Here is a 23,880-nt window from a genome sequence, read left to right on the forward strand (position 1 = left end):
GGGTGCGCCCCGGCCGCCCCAACGGGTTCCGGATCGTCAGAGGTCGAAGCGCAGGAGGTCGTCGAGCGTCTCGCGCCGCACCACGAGCCGCGCCTGGCCCCCCGCCGCGAACACGACGGCCGGGCGGGGGACCTTGTTGTAGGCGGAGCCCATCGAGTGCCCGTAGGCACCGGTGACGGGCGTGGCCAGCACGTCGCCCACGGCCAGGTCGGCGGGCACACGGGCGTCGTGCACCAGCACGTCGCCCGACTCGCAGTGCTTGCCCACGACCCGCACGGCGCGGGGTCGGTCGGCGAGGGTCGCGCGGGGCAGGAACGCCTCGTAGCCGCTGCCGTAGAGGACCGGGCGCGGGTTGTCGCTCATCCCTCCGTCGACGGCCACGTACGTGCGCACGCCGGGGATGTCCTTGACCGTGCCCACCCGGTACAGGGTGACCGCCGCCTGGGCGACGATGGCCCGGCCAGGCTCCACGTAGAGCCGCTCGACCTCCACACGGCTCCCGGCCAGCGCGTGGCGGAGGGCGGTCGCCCACTCGGTGAGCGTGGGCGCCTGCTCCCCGGCCACGTAGGCGACGCCCAGCCCGCCGCCGAGCGACAGCTCCGGCAGCCCGAGCGGCCGCACGAACCCCGCGAGCAGCTCGGTGGCCAGCTCGAACGAGCGCACGTCGAAGATCTGGCTGCCGATGTGGGTGTGGACGCCCACGAGCTCCACCGACGCCGAGGCCCGGCACCGCTCCACGGCCGGGCCGGCCAGGCCGGCCTCGAGGCCGAACCCGAACTTGGAGTCGTCCTGCCCTGTGCGCACGTACTCGTGGGTGTGGGCCTCGACCCCGGGGGTCACCCGCACCAGCACCTTCGGTGTTGGCAGGCCCTCGGCGTGGAGGAGCTCGAGTCGGTCGAGCTCGTCGGACGAGTCGACCACGATCCGGCCCACCCCCACCTCGAGCGCGGCGCGCAGCTCGTCGAGGCCCTTGTTGTTGCCGTGGAGCACCAGCCGCTCGGGTGGCACCCCGGCGGCCAGGGCCACGTGCAGCTCGCCGCCGGTGGCCACGTCGAGGAGGAGCCCCTCCTCGTGGACCAGGCGGGCCATGGCCACGCAGAGGAACGCCTTGGTGGCGTAGGTGACACCGTCGCCGAACGCGTCGACCGCCTCCCGGCACCGGGCCCGGAGGTGCGCCTCGTCGTAGACGAACAGCGGCGTGCCGTGCTGGGCCGCCAGGTCGAGCACGTCGCACCCGCCGATCGCCAGGCGACCCTCGGCCGTGACCCGTGCCGTGTCGGGCAGGAGGTGGATCGGCAGCGACGACACGCGCCTACATCGACTCCGGTGCGCTCACCCCGAGCAGGCCGAGGCCCACGGCGAGCCCCACGCGGGTGGCCTCCACCAGCCAGAGCCTGGCCTGCGTGACCTGGTCGCCCTCTCCGAGCACCGAGCAGTCGTGGTAGAAGCCGTGGAACCGGTCGGCCAGCTCCCGCACCCACGTGGTCACCTTGTGCGGGGCCCGCTCGGCCAGCGCGATGGGCACCACGTCGGGCAGCTCGGAGAGGCTGCGGAGCAGATCGAGCTCGCGCTCGTGGGCCACCAGCGACAGGTCGACCTCGGCCAGCGGCCGCCGCGCGATGCCCCGCTCGGCCGCCACCCGGCCGATGGAGGCGATCCGGGCGTGGGCGTACTGCACGTAGTACACGGGGTTCTCGCGCGACTGGCTGCGGATCACGGCCAGGTCGATCGTGGGCGCCGAGTCGACGGACGAGAGCAGGCTGAGCAGGCGGGTGGCGTCGGCTCCGATGTCGGCGACGAGCTCCGAGAGGTCGACGGCGTTGCCGGCCCGCTTCGACATGCGGCCGGTGGCGAGCGACACCATCTGGCCGATCTTGACCTCGAGGCGCCCGCGGGCGACGCCGAGCGCCTCCACCGCGGCCAGCAACGACGACACCTGCGCCTGGTGGTCGGCGCCCCACACGTCGATCACCTGGTCGAAGCCGCGGACCAGGAACTTGTCGCGGTGGTACGCGACGTCGCCGCCCAGGTACGTGACGTCGCCGTTGCTCTTCACCAGCACCCGCTCCTCGCGCGGGTCGCCGAAGTCGGCGGTGCGGAGCCAGATGGCCCCGTCGCGCTCGAAGACCAGGCCCCGGGCCCGGAGGAGCTCGATGGTCTCCTGCACCGCGCCGCTCTCCTCGATGGAGGCCTGGCTGTACCACTCGTCGAAGTGGATGTTGATGGCGGCGAGGGTGTCGCGGATCTCGGCCAGCACGTGCTCGGCCGCCCAGCGCCCGGCCGTGGTCACGTCGTCGGGCCCGTCGTAGCGGGCCGCGAGGTCGGCCACGTAGCCGCCCGGGTAGCCGTCGTCGGGTGGCTCCTCCCCGCGACGGCGCGCGAGCAGGCTCTCCCCGAGGCGGCGGATCTGCCCGCCGGTGTCGTTGACGTAGTACTCGCGGCTCACCGCGTAGCCGCACCGCTCGAAGAGCCGGGCGAGGGCGTCGCCGTAGCTGGCCCACCATCCGTTGCCCACGTGGAGGGGCCCGGTGGGGTTGGCCGAGACGAACTCGACCTGCACGCGCCGGCCCCGCCCCAGATCGGGCCGGGCGTACCCGTCCTCGCCGCTGGTGACCACCTCGCGGAGCACGTCGTGGAGCCAGGTGTGGTGGAGGTGGAGGTTCAAGAAACCCGGGCCGGCGACCTCCACCCCGGCCACGTGCGGGAGCGATGCCGCCCGCAGCCGGTCGGCGAGGGCGGTCGCCAGCTCACGGGGTGGCCGGCCGGCGGCCTTGGCGCAGACCAGGGCCGCGTTGGTGGACCAGTCGCCGTGCTCGCGCTGGCGGGGCCGCTCGAGGGTGATCTCGCCCGGCGGCGCGACCCCGAGCGCCTCGAGGGCGCGGCCGATGGCCTGGGCGAGGTCCTCGCGGATCACCGACCGATGGTACCGAGGGGGTCGGGGGGGTCCCGAATCGGGGGCTAGCATCGCGACCCTTGCCCTCGTAGCTCAGGGGATAGAGCACCGGCCTCCGGAGCCGGGTGCGCAGGTTCGAATCCTGCCGGGGGCGCCACACCCGCACCATCGACGCCACGCCGGCGGGCGGGCGCCTGGTCGCGGGTGGGTCCACGCCGGGGCTCCCTGCGCTCACGCCTCCGGACGCAGGGTCGGACCCGGAGCCGGACCCGGACCCGGACCCGGACCCGGACCCGGGACCTCCGGACGCAGGGTCGGGAAGAGGATGACCTCGCGGATCGACGCCACGCCGGCGAGCACCATGACGAGCCGGTCGATGCCGACGCCGAGCCCGCCCGTGGGCGGCATGCCGAACTCGAGGGCCCGCAGGAAGTCCTCGTCGACGGTGCCCGCCTCCAGGTCCCCGGCGGCGCGCAGGGCCGCCTCCGCCTCGAAGCGCCCGCGCTGGTCGATCGGGTCGTTGAGCTCGCTGTAGGCGTTGGCGAGCTCACGGCCCCCGACGACCGCCTCGAAGCGCTCGACCAGGCTGGGGTCGTCGCGGTGGGCCCGGGCCAGGGGTGACACCTCGCGGGGGTAGTCGTAGACGAACACGGGGCCCAGCAGGGCCGGCTCGACCAGCTCGTCGTAGAGCTCGGCCACGATCTTGCCGCTGCCCCACCGCTCCTCCCACGCCACCCCGAGGCTGTCGGCGACGACGCGCGCCTCGTGGAGGGGCATGGCCGGGTGGACGTCGACGCCGGCGTGCTCGCGGAGGAGGTCGAGCATGCGGCGCCGCGGCCACGGCGGCGAGAGGTCGACGTCGCGCCCGTCGAGCGTCACGACGGCGGTGCCCAGCGCGGCGCGGGCCGCGGCCACGACGAGCGCCTCGGTGAGGTCCATCATGTCGTGGTAGTCGGCGAGCGCCTGGTACGCCTCGAGCATCGTGAACTCGGGGTTGTGCCGCGTGTCGATGCCCTCGTTGCGGAACACGCGGGAGACCTCGAACACGCGCTCCATCCCACCCACGACCAGCCGCTTCAGGTGGAGCTCGAGCGCGATCCGCAGGTAGAGATCGAGGTCGAGCGCGTTGTGGTGGGTGACGAACGGTCGCGCCGTGGCCCCGCCCGCCTCCAGGCTGAGCACTGGCGTCTCCACCTCGATGAAGCCCTCGCCCACCAGGTGGGCGCGGATGGCGGCGATGGCGGCGTGGCGGATGTCGAGGACCCTCCGGGCCTCCGGGTTGACGATGAGATCGACGTACCGCTGGCGGAAGCGGGTGTCGACGTCGGCCAGCCCGTGCCACTTGTCGGGGAGGGGCCGCAGCGCCTTGGCGAGCAGCTCGACGCGCTCGACCTTCACCGACAGCTCCCCCTTCCTGGTGGTCATCACCGTGCCCTCGACCCCCACCCAGTCGCCCAGGTCGAGATCGTCGAAGGCCTCGTGGGCGTCGGCACCCACCACGCCCCGTGAGACGAACAGCTGGATCGAGCCCGACCCGTCGCGCATGGTGGCGAAGGTGAGCCGGCCCTGGCGCCGGATCAGCACGAGCCGGCCGGCCACCCGCACCCCGACGTCGGTCTCCTCGCCGGGCGGGAGCCCGCCGAAGCGATCCCGCAGCGCGCCGAGCAGGTCGGTGCGGTCGAAGCGGACGGGATAGGGGTCGACGCCCCTCGACCGGAGCGCCTCGACCTTGGCCAGCCGCCGGGCCCGATCGGCGGGTGCCGGGGGGGCGCCCGGCACCGGGGGGGCGCCCGGCGCCGGGTCGGCCCCCGGCACCGCCGCGGCGGTCCGCTCGCCCGCCGCCTCGCCCGCTCGCTCCTCGCTCATGGCACGCTCCCGTCAGACCGGGCAGCGAGCGTAACCGGGGTCAGCCGCGTCGCCCCCCGGCGCCCTGCTCGGCGACGAAGCGGTCGACGCCCGCGACGAGTCGCTCCAGCAGCTCGGCCAGCCGCGCCCGCTCGCCGGCGTCGAAGTCGCGGAGCACGGCGGTGAGCAGTGCGACCCGGCGCTCCATCAGCTGCCGGTGGCAGCGCAGCCCGGCCGCCGTCGGCTCGACCACGACCACGCGGGCGTCGCCCGGCGCGGCTCGCCGGGAGGCGAGCCCCGTCTCCACCAGCCGCGCGACGGCGCGGGTGGCGCTGGACGCGTCGATCCGCAGGGCGTCGGCCAGGTCGCCCATCCGCATGGCCCCCTGGCTCACGAGGAGGTCGAGGGTGTCGATCTGGCCGAGGTCGAGGACGTCGGGACCGGTGCCCCGCATGATCGGCCGGAGGGCCTGCATCGACGCACCCCGTCGCAGCTCGCGCCACGCCGTGCCGATCCTCGCCTCGACGTCGCCCGGCCGGAGGGCCGGAGCGGCACCGTTCACCACGGGTTCATCTCGGGCCATGACCCTTGTAGACTACAACAACAACGCTTGCACGATGCAAGCATCTGCGGCGACCCGGAGCCCCGATGTCCACCGTGAACGCACCCCCGATGGTCGGCGCCGAGCTGCCGAAGCGCCAGCTCTACCTGGTGTTCGCCGGCCTCATGACGGGCCTGCTGCTGGCCGCCCTCGACGGCACCATCGTGAACACCGCCCTCCCGACCATCGTCGGCGAGCTCGGCGGCCTCAACCACCTCGCATGGATCGGCACCGCCTACCTGCTCACCTCCACCGCGGCCACGCCGCTGTTCGGCAAGCTGAGCGACCTCTACGGTCGCCGGCTGCTGTTCCAGGCGGCCATCGTCGTGTTCGTCGTGGGGTCGCTGCTCGCCGGCATCGCCCAGGACATGACCCAGCTCGTCCTGGCCCGCGGCGTGCAGGGCATCGGCGGCGGCGGGCTCATGGCGATGGCCTTCGTGATCGTGGGCGACGTCGTGTCGCCCCGCGAGCGGGGCCGCTACACCGGCTTCTTCACCGCCGTGTTCGCCATGTCGAGCGTGGCCGGGCCGCTGCTCGGGGGCTTCTTCGTCGACAACCTCAGCTGGCGTTGGATCTTCACCATCAACGTCCCGGTGGGCGTTGCCGCGCTGGTCATCACGAGCCGGGCCCTCCGGCTCCCCTTCCAGCGCCAGGACCACGCCATCGACTACCCGGGCGCCGCGCTCCTGGTGGCCGCGGTGACCTCGCTGATCCTCATGACGACCTGGGGCGGCGAGCAGTACCCCTGGGGTTCCCCCCAGATCGTCGGGCTCGGCGCGGCGGCCCTGGTGCTCGGCGTGCTGTTCGTGCTGCAGGAGCGGCGCTCGCCCGAGCCGATCCTGCCGCTTCGGCTGTTCCGCAACTCGATCTTCTCCCTCGTGGTGGTCATCGCCCTCATGGTCGGTGCCGCCATGTTCGGGGCCTCGGCCTTCCTGCCCCTGTTCCTCCAAGTGGTCACCGGCGCCTCCGCCACGAACTCGGGGCTGCTGCTCCTGCCGCTCATGGCCGGCGTCACGGTGACGTCCATCGGCGCCGGGCGGCTCACGGCCATCACCGGTCGCTACAAGGTGTGGCCGATCCTCGGCACGGGCCTCGGGGCGGTCGGCATGGCCATGCTCTCGCAGATGAGCCCCTCGACCACCCGGCTCGAGTCGTCGCTCGCCATGCTCGTCCTCGGCCTCGGCCTCGGCATGGCCATGCCCACGATCGTGCTCGCGGTCCAGAACGCGGTGCCGTGGCACGACCTGGGCGCGGCCACCTCGGCCACGACGTTCTTCCGGTCGCTCGGCGGCGCGGTGGGGCTCGCCGCCTTCGGGGCGGTGCTCAACAGCCGGCTCACCGTCGAGCTCGGCCGCCTGCTCCCCGCGGGCGCCGAGCTCGATGACGGGATGCTCCGCAGCCCACGGGCCATCGCGGCCCTGCCCGGCCCGGTCCGAGACGCCGTGGCGCAGGCCGTGTCGAGCTCGATCACCGCGATCTTCCTCGTGGCCGTCCCCGTGCTGCTGGTGGCCTTCGCGGTGTCGTGGTTCGTCAAGGAGCTCCCGCTCCGCGAGACCACGCACCTGGTCGACGTCGCCGGCGACGAAGCAGCCAACCCGCTCGCGATCGCCACGCTCGACTGAGCTGGGGCGGGACGCGTCGCCGCCCCGGCCCGACGCGGACCGGGGCGGCGACGTACGGGGCGCCCGATGGCGCCGGAGCGCTCCGCTACGGCAGGGCCGGGCGGAGCCGGCGCCTGGGAACGCCGAGCAGCAGCCAACGCCGGCGGGCGCGCCGCTCGGGGCGGGGCCGACGCCGGACCAGGGCCGACTCGGCGGCCTGGCGCTGCCAGAGCTCGAGGCGCTCGGCCACGAGCTGGTGCTGGAGCTGCGGGTGCAGGTGCACGGGTGGACCTCCGGGTGAGGGCGCGACGGGGCCGCGCCGGATGTGGGATGTGGCTGGGCGTGGGCGGTGCCGGGAGCGTCGGGCTGGGTGGGAGCCGTGGGTGCCGGGCGGGAGCCGTCGGCGATGAGCCAGCGACGCGGCACGGACACCGCATCGCAGCAACCGCAGACGCGCCCGACGGCGTCGCCGGGCCGCTGTGCCGGCGGCTCGGCCGCTCAGGCGGTGCGGGCCGGGAACCCGGCACCGCCGGAGCGGTCGGGCACGACGGTCACGGCATCTGGGATCGGGCAGAGCTGCATCGCGCCTCCTCTCGCTGCTCGACGGGTGTCCTGGGCGAGGCCAGGTCTATCGGGCCCTGTCGCGACGTGCCAGCGATTAACGCCGAGCGCCGCCGGACGACCAGCGCGCCGGCCCGCGCCCCGCGTCCTCGCGCTCTGCGTCCCGGATGGCCCGGGAAGCGGGCCGATCGGGACGGAGAACCTGGGCGGGCGCCGCAGCCAGGCGCCGCGCCGCGCTCAGGCCAGGCGCGGTGGGCGGCGCGCCCACTGGTCGAGCCCGAGCTGGGCCCGCATGGCCGCCTCGAAGGCATCGTCGTCGAGCTGCCTGCGCACCGGCAGCACCAGCTCGGCGTCCGCTCCCACGGGCACCCGGAACGGCACCTCGTCGCCGGCCAGGGCTCGCTCGACCACGTCGGCGATCGCCCCGGCCACGACCTCCGGCCCGGGCCGGTCGCCGCCGAGCAGCTTGCCGTCCACACCGCTCCACGCCCGGTCGAGCTCGTCGTAGGGCGGCCCGTCGGTGCCGTAGCGGATCCCGTTGTCGGAGAAGCTGGTGGCGAAGAAGCCCGGCTCCACCACCACGACCCGGATGCCGAACGGGCCGACCTCGATGCGGAGCGCCTCCGACACGGCCTCCAGCGCGTACTTGGAGGCCGAGTAGAAGCCCCCGAGCGGCCGCGACACCCGCCCGGCGATGGAGCTCACGTTCACGATCACCCCGCCGCCCCGCTCCCGCATCCCGGCCACCACGGCCTGGATCATGCGGACCGCGCCGGTGAAGTTGGTGGCGAACATGCGCTCGACCTCGGCCAGCGGCACCAACTCGACCGGACCGGACACCGACATCCCGGCGTTGTTCACCAGCACGTCGACCGGGCCCGCGGCCGCCACCGCCTCGGCCACCGAGGCCTCGTCGACCACGTCGAGGCGGAGGCGGGCGGCCACGTCCAGGCCGTCGAGCGTCTCGACCCGGCGGGCGGTGGCCACCACCTCCAACCCCCGGCGCGCCAGCTCGACCGCGGTGGCCCGACCGAAGCCGGTGGAGCAGCCGGTGATCAGCGCGCGGGCCACGGTCACGCCTTCTCGGCGACCTTGGGCTCCTTGGGCAGGCCCAGGACCCGCTCGCCCACGATGTTGCGCTGGATCTCGGCCGTGCCGCCCCAGATCGTCTCGGAGCGGGAGAAGAAGAACGCGGCCTGGAGGGGGCTCACCGGGTAGTCGTCCCGACCGCGGTGGCGGGTCAGGCCGGGGATGTGCTCGTCGTCGGACCCGCCGGTGAGGATCTGGCCCTCCAGGCCCAGGATGTCGATCGCCAGCTCCATCACGTCGCGGTGGTACTCCGACCAGAACATCTTGTTGGTGGCGCCCAGCGCGGCCACGCCCCGATCCTTGCTGTCGTGCAGCACCGCGCTGAGCGAGCGCCACCCGTTCACCTTCATGATCTGGACCTTCGAGTACGCCGTCGCCAGACCCTGGCGCACCACCGGGTCGGCGATGCGCCCGTTGGCCCGCGCCCGGTCGACGATGATCTCGAGCTCCCGCTCGAAGCGCCGGTAGCCGGTGGTGGCCGACGTCCCCCGCTCGAAGCCGAGGGTGGTCATCGCCACCTTCCAGCCGTTGTTGACCCCGCCGACCACGTTGTCCCTCGGGCAGCGGGCGTTGGTGAAGAACACCTCGCTGAACTCCCCGGTGCCGTCGGGCTGCACGATCGGGCGCACCTCGACGCCCTCCTGGCGCATCGGGACCAGCAGGTAGGAGATGCCGGCGTGCTTGGGCGCGCTCGGATCGGTGCGGGCCAGCAGGAACACGTAGTCGGCGTGGTGCCCCTGGGTGGTCCACACCTTCTGCCCGTTGATCACCCACTCGTCGCCGTCGAGCTCGGCCCGGGTCTTGAGCGAGGCCAGGTCGGAGCCCGAGTCGGGCTCCGAGAAGCCCTGGCACCACGAGATCTGGCCGGAGAGGATCCTCGGGAGGAACTCCTTCTTCTGGGCCTCGCTCCCCCACTGGAGGATCGTGGGGCCCACGAGGGTGTCACCGAAGAAGTCGGCTCGCATCGGCGCGCCGGCCTTGGCGAACTCCTCGTTCAGCACCACCGCCTCGATCACCGAGAGGCCCTTGCCGCCGTACTCCTTCGGCCACGAGGCGCAGATCCAGCCACCCGCGTGGAGCTTCGCGGGCCACTCGGCGTTGAACCGCTTGCGGTCCTCGCCCACCAGCTCGAAGCCCTCGTCGAACCACCCCTCGGGGAGGTTGGCCTCGAGCCATGCCCGCACCTCGATGCGGAACGCCTCGGCCTCCGGCGGGTACGTGAGATCCATGGGCGTATCTTGACCGAGCGGTCAAGGGAGGTGCGAGTCGGTGCCGGGCCGCGGCGCGAGGGCCGGCACCCGGCGCTGCGGGCCCATCTACGATGCGCGCCATGGCGATCACCGAGCAGCCGGCACCGGCCAAGAGGGAACGCTGGACCAACCAGTGGAAGGAGCTGTACGCGGAGGTCGTCACCACCGGCCTGTGCACCGGTTGCGCCGGCTGCGTCATCGCGTGCCCGCACGACGTGATCGGGTACGACCACGCGTCGGGGGGCTACCGCCCCTTCCACCTCGAGGACGAGCTCGGCCCCGACGACTGCGTCCACGGCCTGAAGGGCTGCACCAGCTGCACCCGCGCCTGCCCCCGCTTTCGGGCATGGGAGCCCGAGGCCGACGAGTTCCTGTTCGGCCGGCCCCGCACCGACGACGAGGTGGCGGGCGTCGCCAAGGACATCGTGCTGGCCCGGGCGGTCGACCAGGCGGTCCACGAGGCCGGCCAGGACGGCGGTCTGGTCTCGGCCATCCTCGTCTGGGCCCTCGAGAAGGGGCTCATCGACGCCGCCCTGGTGTCGTACCTGGAGGGCGACGGCACCACCTGGAAGGCCAGGCCGGGCGTGGCCCGCACCCCCGCGGAGGTCTTGGCCGCCGCCGGGAGCCGCTACACCTACTCGGCCAACACCCTCGCCTACGACGAGGCCGTCGAGGCTGGCGCGGAGAAGATCGCCCTGGTGGGCATGAGCTGCCAGACCTCGTCGCTGCCCGTCATGAAGGCGCGCAAGGTGGGCAAGGTGGGGCGCAAGTTCGCCCTGAACATCGGCCTGCTGTGCTCCAAGACGTTCGACGACGCCATCTTCGACGAGCTCTTCGAGGCCCGCTACGGCCTGAAGAAGCAGGACATGGTGAAGATGAACATCAAGGGCGTCTTCCAGATCTGGATGCGCAACGGCGACTACCACGAGATCCCGCTGAAGGAGTGCCACGCCTGGACCCGTGAGGGCTGCAACCACTGCCCCGACTTCGCGGCCGAGCACGCCGACATCTCCACCGGCGGCATCGGGGCGTTCAACGACTGGACCCTCACCGTGGTCCGCACCGACCTCGGGCGGGAGATCATGGACGGCCTCGTGGCCGACGGCGCGATCGAGGTCCGCCCGGGCGACGACGACCCCGGCGCGATCGCCCTGATGCGCAAGCTGGCGGCCAAGAGCCGCAAGCGCTGGCCCGAGTTCGCCGTGGCCTCCCCCGGGGTGCAGCCACCCGCGGCGGCGAAGCCCGGCCCCGGGTGAGCGGTCGGGCCTCGCCGCCCTAGGCGGCCCGGAACGCCACCGGCCTGGGGTACCAGTAGCGCGCCCCCGGGGCCGGCCGGAAGGGCTTCCAGTGGCCCTCCGGCTGGGCCAGCCGGTCGGCGATGGCCCCGAGCACGGCCGGGTTGAACCCGAGACCGGTGTGGCTGCCGCGCACCTCGATGCTCTCGCGCAGCGGGCCCTCGCTCTCGAGGCACAGCCACCACTTCACGATGCCGTCGGTGCGGGTGTAGATCGCGGTGGCCGGCACGGTGAGCGGCACCTTCTCGTGCTCGGGCACGATCAGGCCGTCGAGCACCTCGGGCGGGTAGCGGTCGGCGTTGCGCTCGAACAGCGCCGAGGCGTTGGTGCGGTCGCCGTCCTGCACGCGAAAGGGGCTGCCCAGGGTGATCACCTGGCGCACCGCGTCGGGGTACTCGCGGGCCAGCTCGCGCGCGTAGATGCCGCCGAGGCTCCAGCCGATCAGCGAGATCGGGCGCCCGTGGCGCTCGTGGAGCTCCTCGAGGCGGGCCCGGATGCCGGCCAGCACCCACCGGGTCGGACCGATGTTGCGGCCGAGGCCCCACCCGTGGGTCCAGTAGCCCTGGCCGCGGAGGAACCAGCGCAGGGGCAGGGTCGAGCCGTCGCCGGCGGTGAAGCCCGGAAGGATCAGGACCGGATGGCGGTCACCCCGGCCGACCAGGCGCAGCACCGGCGAGGCCGCCACGAAGGCCCCCAGCTCGTACACGACCCGCTGCTCCAGCGCGAGCAGCCGCAGGGGGGGCGCCGCCGCCAGGCGCCGCCGGATCGCATCGGTCTGCTCCGTCATACCGTCCCCCTCGGCCGCACCGTCCCGACGTCGTGTCGACGCTAGTCGGCGGGGCTGGGGACGGCGAGAAGGCTCAGCCGCTGGTGGTGTCGGTGCCGACGGCTCCGCCCACGCAGGCCACCGTGTAGTCGACGATGTCGCTCTGCAGCTGCTCGGGGAGCTGCTCGCCGCTCTCCAGGTCGAGGTTGTCGAGCTCGTCGAAGGAGTAGTTGTCGAAGAGCTCGTCGATGATGCACTGGGCCTGCTCGGCGGGGACACCGCCTTCCTCGAGCTGCTGCTGCAGCTGATCGCGGGCCTCCGCCTCGTTGCCGGGCCCGTCATCGCCACCGCACCCCACCAGGGCGACGGCGGCGACGCCAGCGGCGACGATCATCGTGCGGATCCTCATCACGTCGAGCTCCCCCTCTTCCCGGCCATCGGGCCCTGGCCCCAGGGGACGGCGCTCGCTGCGGACGCCCCCGACCGGCGCCGACGGTAGCAAGGAGCGGCCCGTGGGGGCGTCGGGGCGTCCTCTAGGCTCCCCGCCCCGTGGATCCCGGCCCGCTCGCCGACGTGCTGACGGTCCTGCTGGGCGTGGCCACCGGCGTGCTGTCGGGCGCGTTCGGGGTGGGTGGCGCGGTCATCTCCACCCCCGGCATCCGGCTCCTGGGCGCGTCGGCGCTCGTCGCCATCGGCACCACGCTGCCGTCGATCATCCCGAGCTCGGTCAGCGGCACGATCCGCTACCGCCCCGAGGGCCTCATCGCCTGGAAGGCGGTGGCCTGGACGGCTCCGACCGGCATCGCCGCGGCCGTGGGCGGCGCGCTGCTCTCCCCCGTGATCCCGGGCGAGGGTCACTGGCTGATGGTGCTCACCGCCCTGCTCCTCGGCTACACCGCGTTCCGGATGGGCCGCCAGGCCGCGGTCCACGCCCGCGCCGGCGGACCGCCCGCCGGCCCGCCGGCGGTGCACGACGCACCGGGCCGCTACGCCGCGGTGGGCGTGGTGGCGGGCCTGCTGTCGGGCCTGCTCGGCATCGGTGGGGGCGTGGTGATGGTGCCGGGGTTCAACCAGCTGGCCGGGATGCCCCTGAAGGCGGCCATCGCCACCTCGCTGGTGTGCGTCGGGATCTTCGCCGTCCCCGGCACGATCACCCACGCCGCCCTGGGCAACATCGACTGGCGCTTCGCCCTGCTGCTGGCGGTGGGGGTGATCCCGGGGGCGCGGTTGGGGGCGGCGCTCGCCGTCCGGGCGGCCGACCAGCGGCTCCGGCTCGCGGTGGCCGGCTTCCTCGGGCTGATCGCGCTGCTCTACGCCGGCGGGGAGCTGGCCGTGCTGTTCGGCTGAGCCGTCGGCCCCGTCAGCGAGCCGGGGGCTCCACCGGCGCGACGACGAAGTACTCGGGCCGGCTCACCAGGGTCTCCGACACGAACATCACGCCCGCGTGGCCGACGAGGAACGCCCGCAGGCCGGCGATCAGGCCCTCGACGCGGTCTTCGGGCAGCACGACGATGAGCATGCTCTGCCCGCCCGTCTCGTTGAACAGCAGCCGGCCCTCTCGCCGGCCGCCGTGGCCGAAGCCCGACAGCCCGTTCACGGCGGTCCAGCCCGTGGCGCCCTCGGCCCGCATCAGGTTCTCGACGAACCCCGCGTCGGCGGCGTCGACGACGACCTCGATCTTGACCATGCTGGTGAGCCCGGAGATGTTCATGCCCGCACCTCGACAAGTTGGGGGATCGACAGGTCGCTCGACTCGCACCGCCGCACGCGGCCGGTGTCGGGGTCGACGGTAGCCAGGGCCACCCATCCGTTGCCGACGAGCCGCTGCAGGAGCGGATTCCGCTCGATGATGCGGAGCACCAGCTGGTGGGGGGCGTGCACCACGGCGAGCAGGCGCCGGGGCTCGTGGACGGCCCGGCCGTCCTCGTCGAACAGCGACTGCAGCGGGAGCCCGGCGGCCAGGTCGCCACGCGGCCCGATGAGCACGCCGAAGCCCGACACCACGTTGTGCACGGCCTTGTCACCCGCTCCCAGACGGTCGGGGTCGACCGTGGAGAAGTAGTACTGGGTGTTGATCCACTCGGCCACCACGAGCGGCGCCGTGAGGATCACCTCGAGGGCCGCACCGTCGGGATCGTGCTCGACCCGGTACGAGTGCAGGAACACGCGGCCGTCCAGGTCGAGGCCGCGGGTGAGGTGCCGCGGACCCACCACGAAGGCGGCGTTGCCGGCCAGACCCCACTCCGGGCGCACCTGGGCCCAGTCGGCGGCCCGGTGCCGGGCCAGGGCCCGGGACCGGGCGACGTCGAGCGGGCCGGGGCGCTGCGCCCCGGGGAGGCGGGACCACCGCTCCACCGCCGTGTCCGCGGTCGCCCGGTCGAGGTCGGCCTCGAGCTGCGCCAGATCGCCGCGGTGGCTCGCCGGCACGGCGGTGGCGTCGAGGATCGCCACCTCGTCGCGGGTCGTGTCGTGCACGGCGGCCACGAACAGCGTGTCGCCGGGGACGTCGATGCCGCGCTCGCGCAGGCGCTCGCGGACCACGGGGTCGTTCAGGATCGCGGCGAGCGCCCGGGCGTTCGGGGCACCGTCGTGGCCCCCGCAGGCCCCGCAGGCGTAGGCCGTGGCGTAGGGGTTGTTCTCGGTCGACGCGCCGTGGCCGCACAGCAGCACCAGCCGGGCGAACCCGCGCACCAGGCCCATGGCCAGGAGACCGGCCTCGGCCAGGAAGACCCGCTCGTCGACGGTGAACCCGTGGCCGTCGGCCACGGGTTCGAGGGCGAGGCGGGTGTCGGGGCACGACGCGGCCTGCCGACGCCGCCGCGCGCCCACCGCCCAGCTGGGTGCGACCGTTCGGGCGGCCGCCACCACGGCCAGCGGCCACCCGGCGGCCTCGGCCAGGGCGAACGCCGCGAACGGCCGCTCCTCGGCGGCGTGGCCCGCCCCGGCCGCGCCGACCCGAGCCCGACGGCGGTCGAGCGCCGAGGCCGCCGCCGAGCCGGCCCCCGGCGCGGGCACCTCCGCGACCTGGTTGCGGGGTCGGAGGAGCACCGGGCACTGCGGCGTCGGGTGGTCCCCACCGAGCGGGAGGTAGGAGAACGGCACGCCGAAGAAGCCGGCGAACCCGAGGGTCTCGTAGGGACCACAGTCCTCCAGGTGGCGCCGCAACCGCTCGGCGCGCACGTCGATGCAGAACACCGCCTGCGCGGCGGGCCGCTCGGGGGTCACCGCGACGCCGGGCAAGGTGGCCTGCGAGGCGATGCTGTCGAGCAGGCCGGCCCGGTAGTCCTCCTCGTACGCCAGCTGCCACACGTCGGCCTGGGACGGCTCCGGGAACGAGGCCCAGGCGGCGACCAGTGCGGCCGCGGCCTCGTCGTCGAGCGCCAGCACCCGGTGCGGCCGGAGCCCCAGGGCCGCGGCTGCGGCGGCCACGCCCCGCACGGCCGCCTCCGACGGATCGGCCACCGTCGCCGGCCAGTGCTGCGAGCCCGTGGAGGCCGCGGCCGACACCAGGGCGGCCTCGTACGCGAGGCGGATCGCGAGCAGGTCGACCACGTCGTCGGTCGCGGTCTCCCCGGCCCGGCCGCCGGCCCGCCAGGCCAGGTGCGAGGCCCAGCCGGGGAGCTGTCCGAGCGACCGCGACAGGTACGGGACCCGGTCGGGGGAGGCGACGCCCAGCCGGTCGAGCAGCACCACGAGGGCCTCGTCGGCCCGCGCCGGCAGGAGGGAGACCGAGGCCGAGAAGCCTCGCGCCCCCAGGGCCCGGTCGCCGCCGGGCCCCGCCGCGACCCGCCGCCAGGCCGCCCACAGGCCGAGCTCCCGGCCGGGCATGGGCCAGCCGGCCGTGCCGGCGTCGGCCCAGATCGCGCACCACAGCGCCGTCTCGGCGTTCACGGCCTCCACGATCCGGGTGCCGAGCGTGGCGTCGAGCCGCTCTCCGCGGGTGGCCACGGTCGGGGCGCCGACGTCGACACCGGGCCGAGTGAGCACGACGCGGGCAGCGTCGAGCAGGGCCTCGTCGGGTGGCCCGCCGAGGAGCACGGTCCGCTCGAAGGAGCGCCGGTCGCACCGCACCCCCCCGACCACGACCGGGTCGGGGACGCTCGGGACCTTCCGGTCGAGGGCGTGCTCGATCGCCGCGTCGGCGATCCGCCCCTCAGCGCGCAGTGACCGGTAGGTGGGGAGGGGCTGGAAGCCGTTCGACCCGCGGGCCGCGCCGGCTGCGGCCGCCGCCTCGGCGAAGGGCAGGTGCTCCAGGCCGGCCAGGGGGTTCGAGGCCACGAAGTCGGTGAGCGGCCACGAGGGACCGACCACCCGGGACGCCTCCTCCACGGCCACCCGAACCTCGGCTCGCGGGGCGGAGCCGACGGGGGGCGCGGCGGCCGCCTCCACCACCCCGACCACGCGAGGCCGGCCGAGGCGCGGCGGGAGCCCCGATCGAGCGGCCCAGGCGTAGAGCCTCGGCAGGCGACCGCGGCGCACGGCCGAGTCGGCCAGCAGGCCGGCCACCCCGGAGACCAGCACCACCGTGGTGGCCAGGGCCCCCCCGGCGGCGGACCACGTCACGTCGGGCAGCAGCACCTCGTGGACGGCGCGATCGACGACGCCGGCCCCGACGAGGTACGCGGCCAGGGCACCGAGCACGCCGGCCGAGAGGCCGGCCACCTGGCCGGACCGCAGCCCGCGACCCGCCAGGGCGAGCAGGGCCACCACACCCGTCAGCCCGGCCGCAGCGAACAGCACGATGGCCGGCGGCCCCTCGTAGGGCACGATCCCGGTGGCCCACACCGCGGCGAGCACGGCGCCCACCGCGACCAGCGCGGCCGCCGCCTCCGCCGCGACCCGCCCCGGCCGGCGGGGCGGCCCCGGAGCGTGAGCGGGCCCGTCGGGCGAGGCCACCACGGCGCTGCCCGATCCGAGGAACAGCGTGGCCTTGAACAGGCCGTGTCCGATCAGGTGGAACAGCGCGGCACCGGGCGCGCCCAGCCCCAGCTGGACCCCCATGTACCCCATCTGCGCCGAGGTCGACGCCACCAGCCGACCCTTCACGTCGGCGCGCGCCCGCATCTGCGCCATGCCGACGACGGCGGTCAGCGTGCCCAGCCCGAGCAGCACGCCGAGCCCGGCGGGGGACTCTGCGAACACCGGCCAGGCCAGCAGGCCGAGCAGCCCCAGCCCGTTCACCAGGCCGGCGTGCAGCTGCGCCGACACCGGCGTGGGGGCGGCGGTGGTCTCCGGCAGCCACCGATGGAAGGGCACGAGGGCCGAGCGGGCCGATCCGCCGATGGCCAGCAGCACCGCAACCACGGCGAGCCCTCCGGCGCTGGCCGACGCCGCACCGGCACCGAGCGCGGTGCGGTCGAGGTCGGCCAGGACGACGGCGGCCGCGACCACCCCGGCCCACACGAAGGCGTCGCCGACGAGCAACCGGCGCCGCACCGACCGGGCGGCCCCTCCGGCAGCGTCGCCCGCGGTGCCGATCAGCCCGGCCAGGCCGAGACCGGCGGCCGTCCAGCCCACCGCGATCACGGGGAGGCTGGCGCCCGCCGCCGTCAGCCCGAGGGCGGCGGCGGTGGCGACGAGGAGGACCCGGAACCGGCCGGCCCCACGGGCGCGGTCGAGGTAGCGGTCGGCGAACGACGCGACCAGCGCACCGACACCGGCCACCAGCGCCACCAGGAGCACCGAGACCCGGTCGAGGCGCAGCCCCACGGTGAAGCTGGTGTCGCCCAGCCGGACCACGCCGGCGGAGAGCGTGGCCGCTCCCGCCGAGAAGACCACCACAGCCGCGGCGGCCGCTCCGACCAGCGCCGCCCCCAGCACCCAGATCGCCCATCGCCTGCGTCCCACGCCACGATCGTACGAGTCCAAACTCCGGAACGTCAATTCTTCTTTGCGGGCCCGCGGGACCCCTCGGGGTGGGCCAGCACGTCGAGGGTCGCGACCCGGCCGGCCTCGTCCTGGGCCTGCACCACCCAGAACGCCGCCTCACGCACGAGCCGCTGGGCCGGGTGGTCGCTCGAGATGCCGGCGCCGCCGACCGCGGCCAGGTGGGCGAGGGCGGCCCGCTGGGCCAGCGCCAGGCCCCGGGCCCGGAGCGCGGCCAGCTCCGCCACGGGCACCGGGGGCGAGCCGCCCGCGTCGACCGCGGACGCCAGGGCGGCAGCCGCCCGCCGCACGGCGCCCAGCTCCAGCGCCAGCGCTTCGGCGTGCTCCGGGCGGAGCGGGGCGAGCCGCCGCACGCACGCGTCGGCGAGGCCGAGGACCGGCGGCTGGAGCTGGGCCGCCCTGCGCTCGTCGAGGACCCGCCACGACTCGACCGGCACGACCGCCGCCACCTGGTCGTCACCCACCGAGAGGTCGTCGAACCGCAGCGCCACCGTTGCCGTGGCCTGCATCACCGCCAGGGCGAGGGGTGGCCCGGCCTCCAGGCCCGGCCCGGGTCGGGCCGGCACCAGCGCCCACACCACGCGCCCGTCGGGGGTGCCGGCCGCCACCGCGAACACCGCCGCGAGCCCCCAGCCCGTCGCCCAGGGGGCCACGCCGGTGAGGCGCCAGCCGGCGCCGTCCGGATCGGCCCGCAGCAGGGGCGGGCCCGGCCGGCGCAGGAACGCGAAGGCCGTCCCGCCGATCGCGTCGCCGGCGCACAGCGACCCCAGCCAGCGGTCGCGCAGCGCGGCGTTGGCGGTCCGGCCGAGCAGGCCGACGGGCGAGTGGTGCTGCAGCCACACGAAGGTGGTGACCCCGCAGGCACCACCGAGCACCTCGGCCACCTGGCGGAAGGTGGCGGGGCGCACCCCGCCCAGCTCGGGCGGTCCCTGCAGCCCGAACAGCCCGGCGTCGGCCAGCGCCCGGAGGTTGGCCCGGGGGACGACGGCGGCCCGGTCGGTCGACTCCGCCGCCGGGGCCAGCACCTCGGCGGCCACCTGCCGGGCCGCCTCCACGACCGTGGCGTCGCGGTCGGCGGTCACGGCCACGGGACCCCCGGCCCGGCGAGCTCGACGGCCCGGGCCATCACGGCGTCGAGCATGGGTTCGGTGAGCCGTCCGGTGAAGGTGTTCTGCTGGCTCGGGTGGTACGAGCAGAGCACCACCACGCCGTCCGGCGCGACCGCCTCGACCCCGTGCCCGAACCGGGGTAGGGGCCGGGGTCGGGGCCGCACGATCAGGAGCGCGGCCACGGTGGCGTAGGCGAGCTGACCGAGGCACACCACCACCCGCACGTCGGGGAGCAGCGACCGCTCCCGCTCCAGGAAGCCCAGGCACGCCCGCCGCTCGGCCGGGGTGGGCGCGTTGGCGGGTGGTGCGCAGCGCACCGCGGCGGTGACATAGGCGCCGCGGAGCTCCAGGCCGTCGTCTCGCCCCGTGCTGGTGGCCGACGTGGCCAGGCCCACCCGGTGGAGCGACCGGTACAGCCAGTCGCCCGAGCGGTCGCCGGTGAACATGCGCCCGGTGCGGTTGGCCCCGTGCGCCGCCGGCGCCAGGCCCACGAGCAGCACCCGAGCGTGCGGGTCGCCGAAGCCCGGCACTGGCCGCCCCCAGTACTCGCAGGTTCGGAAGGCGGCACGCCGCTCGGCCGCGACCCGCTCCCGCCAGGCGACCAGCCGCGGGCAGGCGCGGCAGGCGACGACGTCGCCGCGTAGCCGTTCGAGGGAATCCACCGTGGGGACGCTAGGTTCACGGGCGACCGATGGCTGCCTCCTCCTCGACCACGCGCCCCACCACCGTGATCTTCGTCCGGCACGGTCAGACGCCCAGCACCGGCAAGGTCCTCCCGGGACGTGCGCCCGGCCTCCACCTGTCCGACACCGGAAAGGCCCAGGCCGACGCCGTCGCCCGGTCGCTGGCCTCGCTGCCGCGCGTCGACGCCGTGTACACCTCGCCCATGGAGCGAACCCGGGAGACCGCGGCCCCGATCGCAGCGGCACGGGGCCTGAAGCAGCACGTGCTGCGCGGCCTGGTCGAGTGCGACTTCGGCGACTGGACCGGCCAGGAGCTCAAGGTGCTGCGCCGGCTCAGGGAGTGGCGCACCGTGCTCCACTACCCGAGCGGCTTCCGCTTCCCCGGCGGCGAGTCGTTCGCCGAGATGCAGCAGCGCATGGTCGACGCCGTCGACCGGATCACCCACGCCCATCCCGGCGGCGTGGTGGTCGCGGTGTCCCACGCCGACCCGATCAAGGCGGCCGTGGCCCACGCCCTCGGCGTCCACCTCGATCTGTTCCAGCGCCTGGTGGTGGGCCCCTGCTCGGTGACCTCGGTGATGTACGGAGGCGAGGGGCCGGTGGTCCTGGCGGTGAACACGCCGCCCGACGGGCTGCAGGGCCTGCGGCCGTCGTGAGCGCCTCCTTCGAGCTGCCCGAGGTCGAGCGGTTCACCACCGGCTCGATCGGCCCGCCCGGCCAGCGGGCGTTCTTCCTGCAGGTCCGCGGTCCGGGGGGCCTGGTGTCGCTCAAGGTGGAGAAGCTCCAGGTGACGGCGCTGGCCGACTACCTCGAGCAGGTCCTCGACGACCTGCCGTCGCCACCGGCGGCCTCGCAGAGCGCGCCCGGGCTCGAGGAGCCGGTGGTGGCCGAGTGGGCGGTGGGCTCGCTGGCCGTCGCCGTCGAGGCCGACGAGGCGCGCATCCTGGTGGTGGCCGAGGAGCTGGTCGACGCCGAGGCCGGCGAGGAGGGTGCGTCGGCCCGGTTCCGGCTCACGTATCCGCAGGTGGCGATGTTCGTCCGCCGGGCCCGCGAGGCCGTGGCCGGGGGCCGCCCGCCCTGCCGGCTGTGCGGCCGGCCCCTGGACCCCGAGGGCCACGTGTGCCCCCGCACCAACGGCCACGGGGTGCACTGACGGAGCGGTCGGTGCCGGCTGAGCCCGACCCCCTCGGCCTGCTCGCCGAGGGCGACATGGACGTGGTCGGCCGCATGCCCTGGAGCTCCAACGCCACCTTCCTGGTCGACCTGCGGCTCGGCGACGCCACGACGCGGGCGGTGTACAAGCCGGTGCGGGGCGAGCGGCCGCTGTGGGACTTCCCGCCGGGCCTGCACCGGCGCGAAGCCGCCGCCTTCGAGCTGTCGGTCGCGCTCGGGTGGGGGATCGTCCCTCCCACGGTGGTGCGCGACGGCACCCTCGGCGAGGGTTCGGTGCAGCTCTTCGTCGACGCCGACTTCGAGCAGCACTACTTCACGCTCTACGAGGACGATGGCCTCCATCCGCAGCTGCGCCGGATCTGCGTCTTCGACCTCCTCATGAACAACACCGATCGCAAGAGCGGCCACTGCCTGCTGGGCACCGACGGGCGGGTGTGGGCGATCGACAACGGCCTGTGCTTCTCGACCGAGCCCAAGCTGCGGACCGTGATCTGGGAGTTCGGCGGCGAGGAGGTGCCGGCCGAGCTCCTCGACGACCTCACCCGGCTGGTCGAGTGCGGGCCGCCTCCGGCCCTGGGTGGGCTCCTCGACGACGACGAGTGCGAGATGGTCGTCCGCCGGGCCGCCGCGGTGCTGCGCCAAGGGGTGTTCCCGATCGACACCACCGGGAGGCGCTACCCGTGGCCGCTCGTGTGACGTGATGGAGCGATCGCCGCTCGAGCGGGCGGTCGAGCAGGGCGACCTCGACGAGCTCGTCCGGTGGGTCGACCGCCTCTGCGAGCGCCGCGACTGGGACGCGCTGGTCGAGCTGCGCGGCCGGTGCCGCCGCGCCCTCGAGCGGGGCAAGCAGCTGTGGCCGGCGGCATCGCTCGCCGAGTACCGCCTCGCCCTCGACGCCCCCGGGCCCTGGGCGGCCTCGGTGCTCGTGGAGGGCACCGGCCGCTTCGCGCTCGGCCCCCTCCCGGAGGTGGCCGCGAGCACCCACCGGTGGGCCGAGCTGGCCCCGCACCTGTCTCCGGGCCCGCTCGCGGCCCTGACCGCCCACGAGCGGGTGGTGCGGGGCGAGGACCTGACCGGCGACGACCGCGTCGACCCCCGGGTGCTCGAGCTGCCCCTGCGCCTCCAACCGTGGGAGCCCGCGTACCCCACCGCCGTCTACCGGGCCGACACCGCCGACTTCCCCGCACCCGAGCGGCCGCCGACGAGCCCGGTCGCGCTGCCCCGGCCGGGCCGACCCGCCGACGATCCCGACGCGACCCACGCCCTGCTGGAGGTGGTCCGCGCCTGGACCGCGGAGTCGAACGGCCGGGCCGAGGTCGTGGCCGTCGAGGGCGATGCGCTCGCGGCGGTGGCGGCGCTGGGCCCGCCCCGGGCCCGGGCCGCAGCGATCACGGCGGCCGACGCGCTGGCCGGGCTGGCCTGGGCGGGAGCCAGCGGCGGGGCCCACGGCCGCCGGCGCGGCGCGGCCCGCGGGCGGTTCGACGCCTGGTGGGCGCTGGCCGCGCTGGCCGGGCTGCTCGACGAGTGGCCCGTGCCACCCGACGAGCTGGGCCGGGCCGCCGCCGAGCTGCGCTGGTGGGCCTGGGACGCGGCCGAGCCCGCCACCGGGTGGGAGCTCCGCCTCGCCGTCGACGACCCCGCCCACGGCCTGGCGTGGGCCATCGCCGCGGTCGACGCCGCCTGAGGCGGCTGACGCCGGCCCGGGTGGCGACGCCGGGGCGCCCTAGCCCCGCTGGTCGACGGGGCCGAGCACCCGGTCGAGGTGGCGGTTGGCGAACACCCCGGCCGGGTCGAGGCGGCGCCGCACGGCCTGGAAGGCCTCCCACTCGGGGTACCTGGGCGCGAGGGTGGCCGCCGTCTGGAAGTGCACCTTGCCCCAGTGGGGCCGGCCGCCATAGCCGTCCATGATCTGCTCCACGCCCTCGAAGTACTGCTGGTAGGGCGTGCCCCGGTCGACGTGCACCGCGATGAAGCAGGTGTCGCGGCCGTGGGCCATCGACAGCGGGATGTCGTCGGCGGCTGTGAAGCGCACCTCCACGGGGAAGCTGAGCAACAGCCCGGTGGTCTCGACCAGGTCGACCACGCGCCGCAGGGCCTCGGCTGCGGCCGCGCGGGGGATGGCGTACTCCATCTCGACGAACCGCACGAGACGCGGGCTGGTGAACACCCGGTGGCTGGCGTCGACGAGGTCGGTGCGGGTCGACGGCACCCGCCGCACGAGGCTCGGGATCCACGACGGGCGGATCCTGCCGGCCCGGCACGCGGCCCCGAACAGCAGGTTCTGGTACAGCACGTCGTCACGCCACTCGCGCCACGCCGAGCGGGGCGAGGGGGGCGCGTCGGTGCGGTTGTTGCGCTTGGTGAGGGCCCAGCGGGTGTGCGGAACCCAGTAGAGCTCGACGTGGTCGTTGCCGTCGACGTCCGCGTCGAGGTCGGCGAGCACGCGGTCGAGCCGCTCGGGCCGCTCCACCGCGTGCAGGCGGAACGCGGGCACGCACTGCAGCGTCACGGTCGACACGGCGCCGAGCGCACCGAGGCCGACCCGGGCGGCGTGGAACACCTCGCCCTCCTCGTCGGCCGAGCAGTCGATCGTCGACCCGTCCCCGGTCACCAGGCGCAGGGCGGTGACGAAGGTGGCCAGGCCCCCGAGCCGGGACCCCGTGCCATGGGTGCCGGTGGCGATGGCGCCGGCGACGGTCTGGTAGGCCACGTCGCCCAGGTTGGGCAGGGCCAGGCCCCGGGCGTCGAGCTCCTCGTTGAGGCGCCACAGCGGGATGCCCGCCTGCACCGTCACCGTGCCGCGGGCCGGGTCGGTGCGCAGCACCCGGTCGTAGGCGTCGAGTCGCACGAGCCGCCCGTCGGTCACGGCGATGTCGGTGAACGAGTGCCCCGAGCCCACCACCTTCACCCGCTGGCCCACGGCCGCAGCCGCACGGACCAGCGCCACCAGCTCGTCCTCGCTCGCCGGCCGATCGAGCCGCTGGGGCGCGGCCACCTGCGTCCGGGCCCAGTTGGTCCATGTGGGCACGCGAGGCGAGCGCACCCGTCCCGTCACCCCCGCCCGCGCCCGAACGCGCCCGGCACACCGGCGCAGCGGCCGGGAGACGGTGCTCGTGCCCGACGGCACG

General features: G+C 75.1%; 21 protein-coding genes and 1 tRNA gene. 8 read left to right on the forward strand and 14 right to left on the reverse strand.

Going from position 1 to position 23,880, the window contains the following annotated elements; genetic code table 11:
- Window positions 1–36: 36 nt before the first annotated feature.
- Both lysA and IPM45_06915 read right to left on the reverse strand, forming a co-directional pair.
- Entirely contained in the window at window positions 37–1,308 is a 1,272-nt protein-coding gene (gene lysA / locus IPM45_06910) for a diaminopimelate decarboxylase (GenBank protein ID MBK9179297.1), read from the reverse strand.
- A gap of 4 nt (window positions 1,309–1,312) precedes the next feature.
- Window positions 1,313–2,914, reverse strand: a complete 1,602-nt coding sequence (locus IPM45_06915; protein ID MBK9179298.1) for an arginine--tRNA ligase — start codon at window positions 2,912–2,914, stop codon at window positions 1,313–1,315.
- 61 nt (window positions 2,915–2,975) lie between these two features.
- Between IPM45_06915 and IPM45_06920 the strand changes: the two genes are divergently transcribed.
- A tRNA-Arg gene (locus IPM45_06920) sits at window positions 2,976–3,050 on the forward strand.
- Window positions 3,051–3,124: 74 nt separating this feature from the next.
- On the opposite strand, the gene lysS is transcribed toward IPM45_06920, so the two are convergent.
- Window positions 3,125–4,759 carry a lysine--tRNA ligase gene (lysS, locus tag IPM45_06925; protein MBK9179299.1) on the reverse strand — a complete coding sequence of 545 codons (1,635 nt, stop codon included), beginning with the start codon at window positions 4,757–4,759 and terminating at the stop codon, window positions 3,125–3,127.
- A 40-nt stretch (window positions 4,760–4,799) separates the two neighbouring features.
- Window positions 4,800–5,321 carry a MarR family transcriptional regulator gene (locus tag IPM45_06930; protein MBK9179300.1) on the reverse strand — a complete coding sequence of 174 codons (522 nt, stop codon included), beginning with the start codon at window positions 5,319–5,321 and terminating at the stop codon, window positions 4,800–4,802.
- 74 nt (window positions 5,322–5,395) lie between these two features.
- On the opposite strand from IPM45_06930, the gene IPM45_06935 reads away from it, so the two are divergent.
- Window positions 5,396–6,961, forward strand: coding sequence for an MFS transporter (locus IPM45_06935; GenBank protein MBK9179301.1), 1,566 nt, complete (start codon window positions 5,396–5,398; stop codon window positions 6,959–6,961).
- An 85-nt stretch (window positions 6,962–7,046) separates the two neighbouring features.
- On the opposite strand, the gene IPM45_06940 is transcribed toward IPM45_06935, so the two are convergent.
- From IPM45_06940 to IPM45_06950, 3 genes are all read right to left on the reverse strand, one after another.
- Entirely contained in the window at window positions 7,047–7,223 is a 177-nt protein-coding gene (locus IPM45_06940) for a hypothetical protein (protein ID MBK9179302.1), read from the reverse strand.
- A 515-nt stretch (window positions 7,224–7,738) separates the two neighbouring features.
- Window positions 7,739–8,578, reverse strand: coding sequence for an SDR family oxidoreductase (locus IPM45_06945; protein ID MBK9179303.1), 840 nt, complete (start codon window positions 8,576–8,578; stop codon window positions 7,739–7,741).
- Complete coding sequence (locus IPM45_06950) at window positions 8,575–9,819, reverse strand: acyl-CoA dehydrogenase family protein (GenBank protein ID MBK9179304.1); 1,245 nt, start codon at window positions 9,817–9,819, stop codon at window positions 8,575–8,577. Before IPM45_06950 ends, IPM45_06945 begins: the two co-directional genes overlap by 4 nt.
- A 92-nt stretch (window positions 9,820–9,911) precedes the next feature.
- Here IPM45_06950 and IPM45_06955 point away from each other — a divergent pair, with 92 nt between their 5' ends.
- Window positions 9,912–11,096, forward strand: a complete 1,185-nt coding sequence (locus IPM45_06955) for a Coenzyme F420 hydrogenase/dehydrogenase, beta subunit C-terminal domain (GenBank protein MBK9179305.1) — start codon at window positions 9,912–9,914, stop codon at window positions 11,094–11,096.
- Between the two features lie 19 nt (window positions 11,097–11,115).
- Here IPM45_06955 and IPM45_06960 read toward each other — a convergent pair whose 3' ends face one another.
- Window positions 11,116–11,922, reverse strand: a complete 807-nt coding sequence (locus tag IPM45_06960) for an alpha/beta fold hydrolase (GenBank protein MBK9179306.1) — start codon at window positions 11,920–11,922, stop codon at window positions 11,116–11,118.
- Window positions 11,923–11,995: 73 nt separating this feature from the next.
- Window positions 11,996–12,295, reverse strand: coding sequence for a hypothetical protein (locus IPM45_06965; protein ID MBK9179307.1), 300 nt, complete (start codon window positions 12,293–12,295; stop codon window positions 11,996–11,998).
- 155 nt (window positions 12,296–12,450) lie between these two features.
- Here IPM45_06965 and IPM45_06970 point away from each other — a divergent pair, with 155 nt between their 5' ends.
- Window positions 12,451–13,248 (forward strand): sulfite exporter TauE/SafE family protein, encoded by a 798-nt coding sequence (locus tag IPM45_06970; GenBank protein MBK9179308.1) that lies wholly within the window; start codon window positions 12,451–12,453, stop codon window positions 13,246–13,248.
- Window positions 13,249–13,261: 13 nt separating this feature from the next.
- Here IPM45_06970 and IPM45_06975 read toward each other — a convergent pair whose 3' ends face one another.
- The 4 genes from IPM45_06975 to IPM45_06990 are packed head-to-tail and all read right to left on the reverse strand — an operon-like array spanning window position 13,262 to window position 19,558.
- Entirely contained in the window at window positions 13,262–13,612 is a 351-nt protein-coding gene (locus tag IPM45_06975) for a transcriptional regulator (protein ID MBK9179309.1), read from the reverse strand.
- Complete coding sequence (locus IPM45_06980; GenBank protein ID MBK9179310.1) at window positions 13,609–17,748, reverse strand: DUF2309 family protein; 4,140 nt, start codon at window positions 17,746–17,748, stop codon at window positions 13,609–13,611. The genes IPM45_06975 and IPM45_06980 overlap by 4 nt, the downstream gene beginning before the upstream one ends.
- A gap of 32 nt (window positions 17,749–17,780) precedes the next feature.
- Window positions 17,781–18,869, reverse strand: coding sequence for an acyl-CoA/acyl-ACP dehydrogenase (locus IPM45_06985; GenBank protein ID MBK9179311.1), 1,089 nt, complete (start codon window positions 18,867–18,869; stop codon window positions 17,781–17,783).
- The gene (locus tag IPM45_06990) at window positions 18,866–19,558 is read right to left on the reverse strand and encodes a uracil-DNA glycosylase (protein ID MBK9179312.1); all 693 of its coding nucleotides are present in this window, start codon (window positions 19,556–19,558) and stop codon (window positions 18,866–18,868) included. The genes IPM45_06985 and IPM45_06990 overlap by 4 nt, the downstream gene beginning before the upstream one ends.
- Window positions 19,559–19,587: 29 nt before the next feature.
- Between IPM45_06990 and IPM45_06995 the strand changes: the two genes are divergently transcribed.
- From IPM45_06995 to IPM45_07010, 4 genes are read left to right on the forward strand one after another with little or no spacing between them, the layout of a single operon-like run.
- Window positions 19,588–20,235, forward strand: coding sequence for an MSMEG_4193 family putative phosphomutase (locus IPM45_06995; GenBank protein ID MBK9179313.1), 648 nt, complete (start codon window positions 19,588–19,590; stop codon window positions 20,233–20,235).
- Window positions 20,232–20,732 carry a DUF3090 family protein gene (locus IPM45_07000; GenBank protein ID MBK9179314.1) on the forward strand — a complete coding sequence of 167 codons (501 nt, stop codon included), beginning with the start codon at window positions 20,232–20,234 and terminating at the stop codon, window positions 20,730–20,732. Before IPM45_06995 ends, IPM45_07000 begins: the two co-directional genes overlap by 4 nt.
- A gap of 56 nt (window positions 20,733–20,788) precedes the next feature.
- Window positions 20,789–21,448: an SCO1664 family protein gene (locus IPM45_07005; GenBank protein MBK9179315.1), complete on the forward strand. Its 660-nt coding sequence runs from the start codon at window positions 20,789–20,791 to the stop codon at window positions 21,446–21,448.
- A 4-nt stretch (window positions 21,449–21,452) separates the two neighbouring features.
- Window positions 21,453–22,436 (forward strand): hypothetical protein, encoded by a 984-nt coding sequence (locus IPM45_07010; protein MBK9179316.1) that lies wholly within the window; start codon window positions 21,453–21,455, stop codon window positions 22,434–22,436.
- A 39-nt stretch (window positions 22,437–22,475) separates the two neighbouring features.
- Here the strand turns inward: IPM45_07010 and IPM45_07015 are convergent, their stop codons facing one another.
- A complete protein-coding gene (locus IPM45_07015; GenBank protein ID MBK9179317.1) occupies window positions 22,476–23,780 on the reverse strand; it encodes an FAD-binding protein in 1,305 nt (434 codons plus the stop codon).
- Between the last annotated feature and the right edge of the window lie 100 nt (window positions 23,781–23,880).

It is taken from the genome of Acidimicrobiales bacterium (genome assembly GCA_016716005.1).
Taxonomy (GTDB): Bacteria; Actinomycetota; Acidimicrobiia; order Acidimicrobiales; family JADJXE01; genus JADJXE01.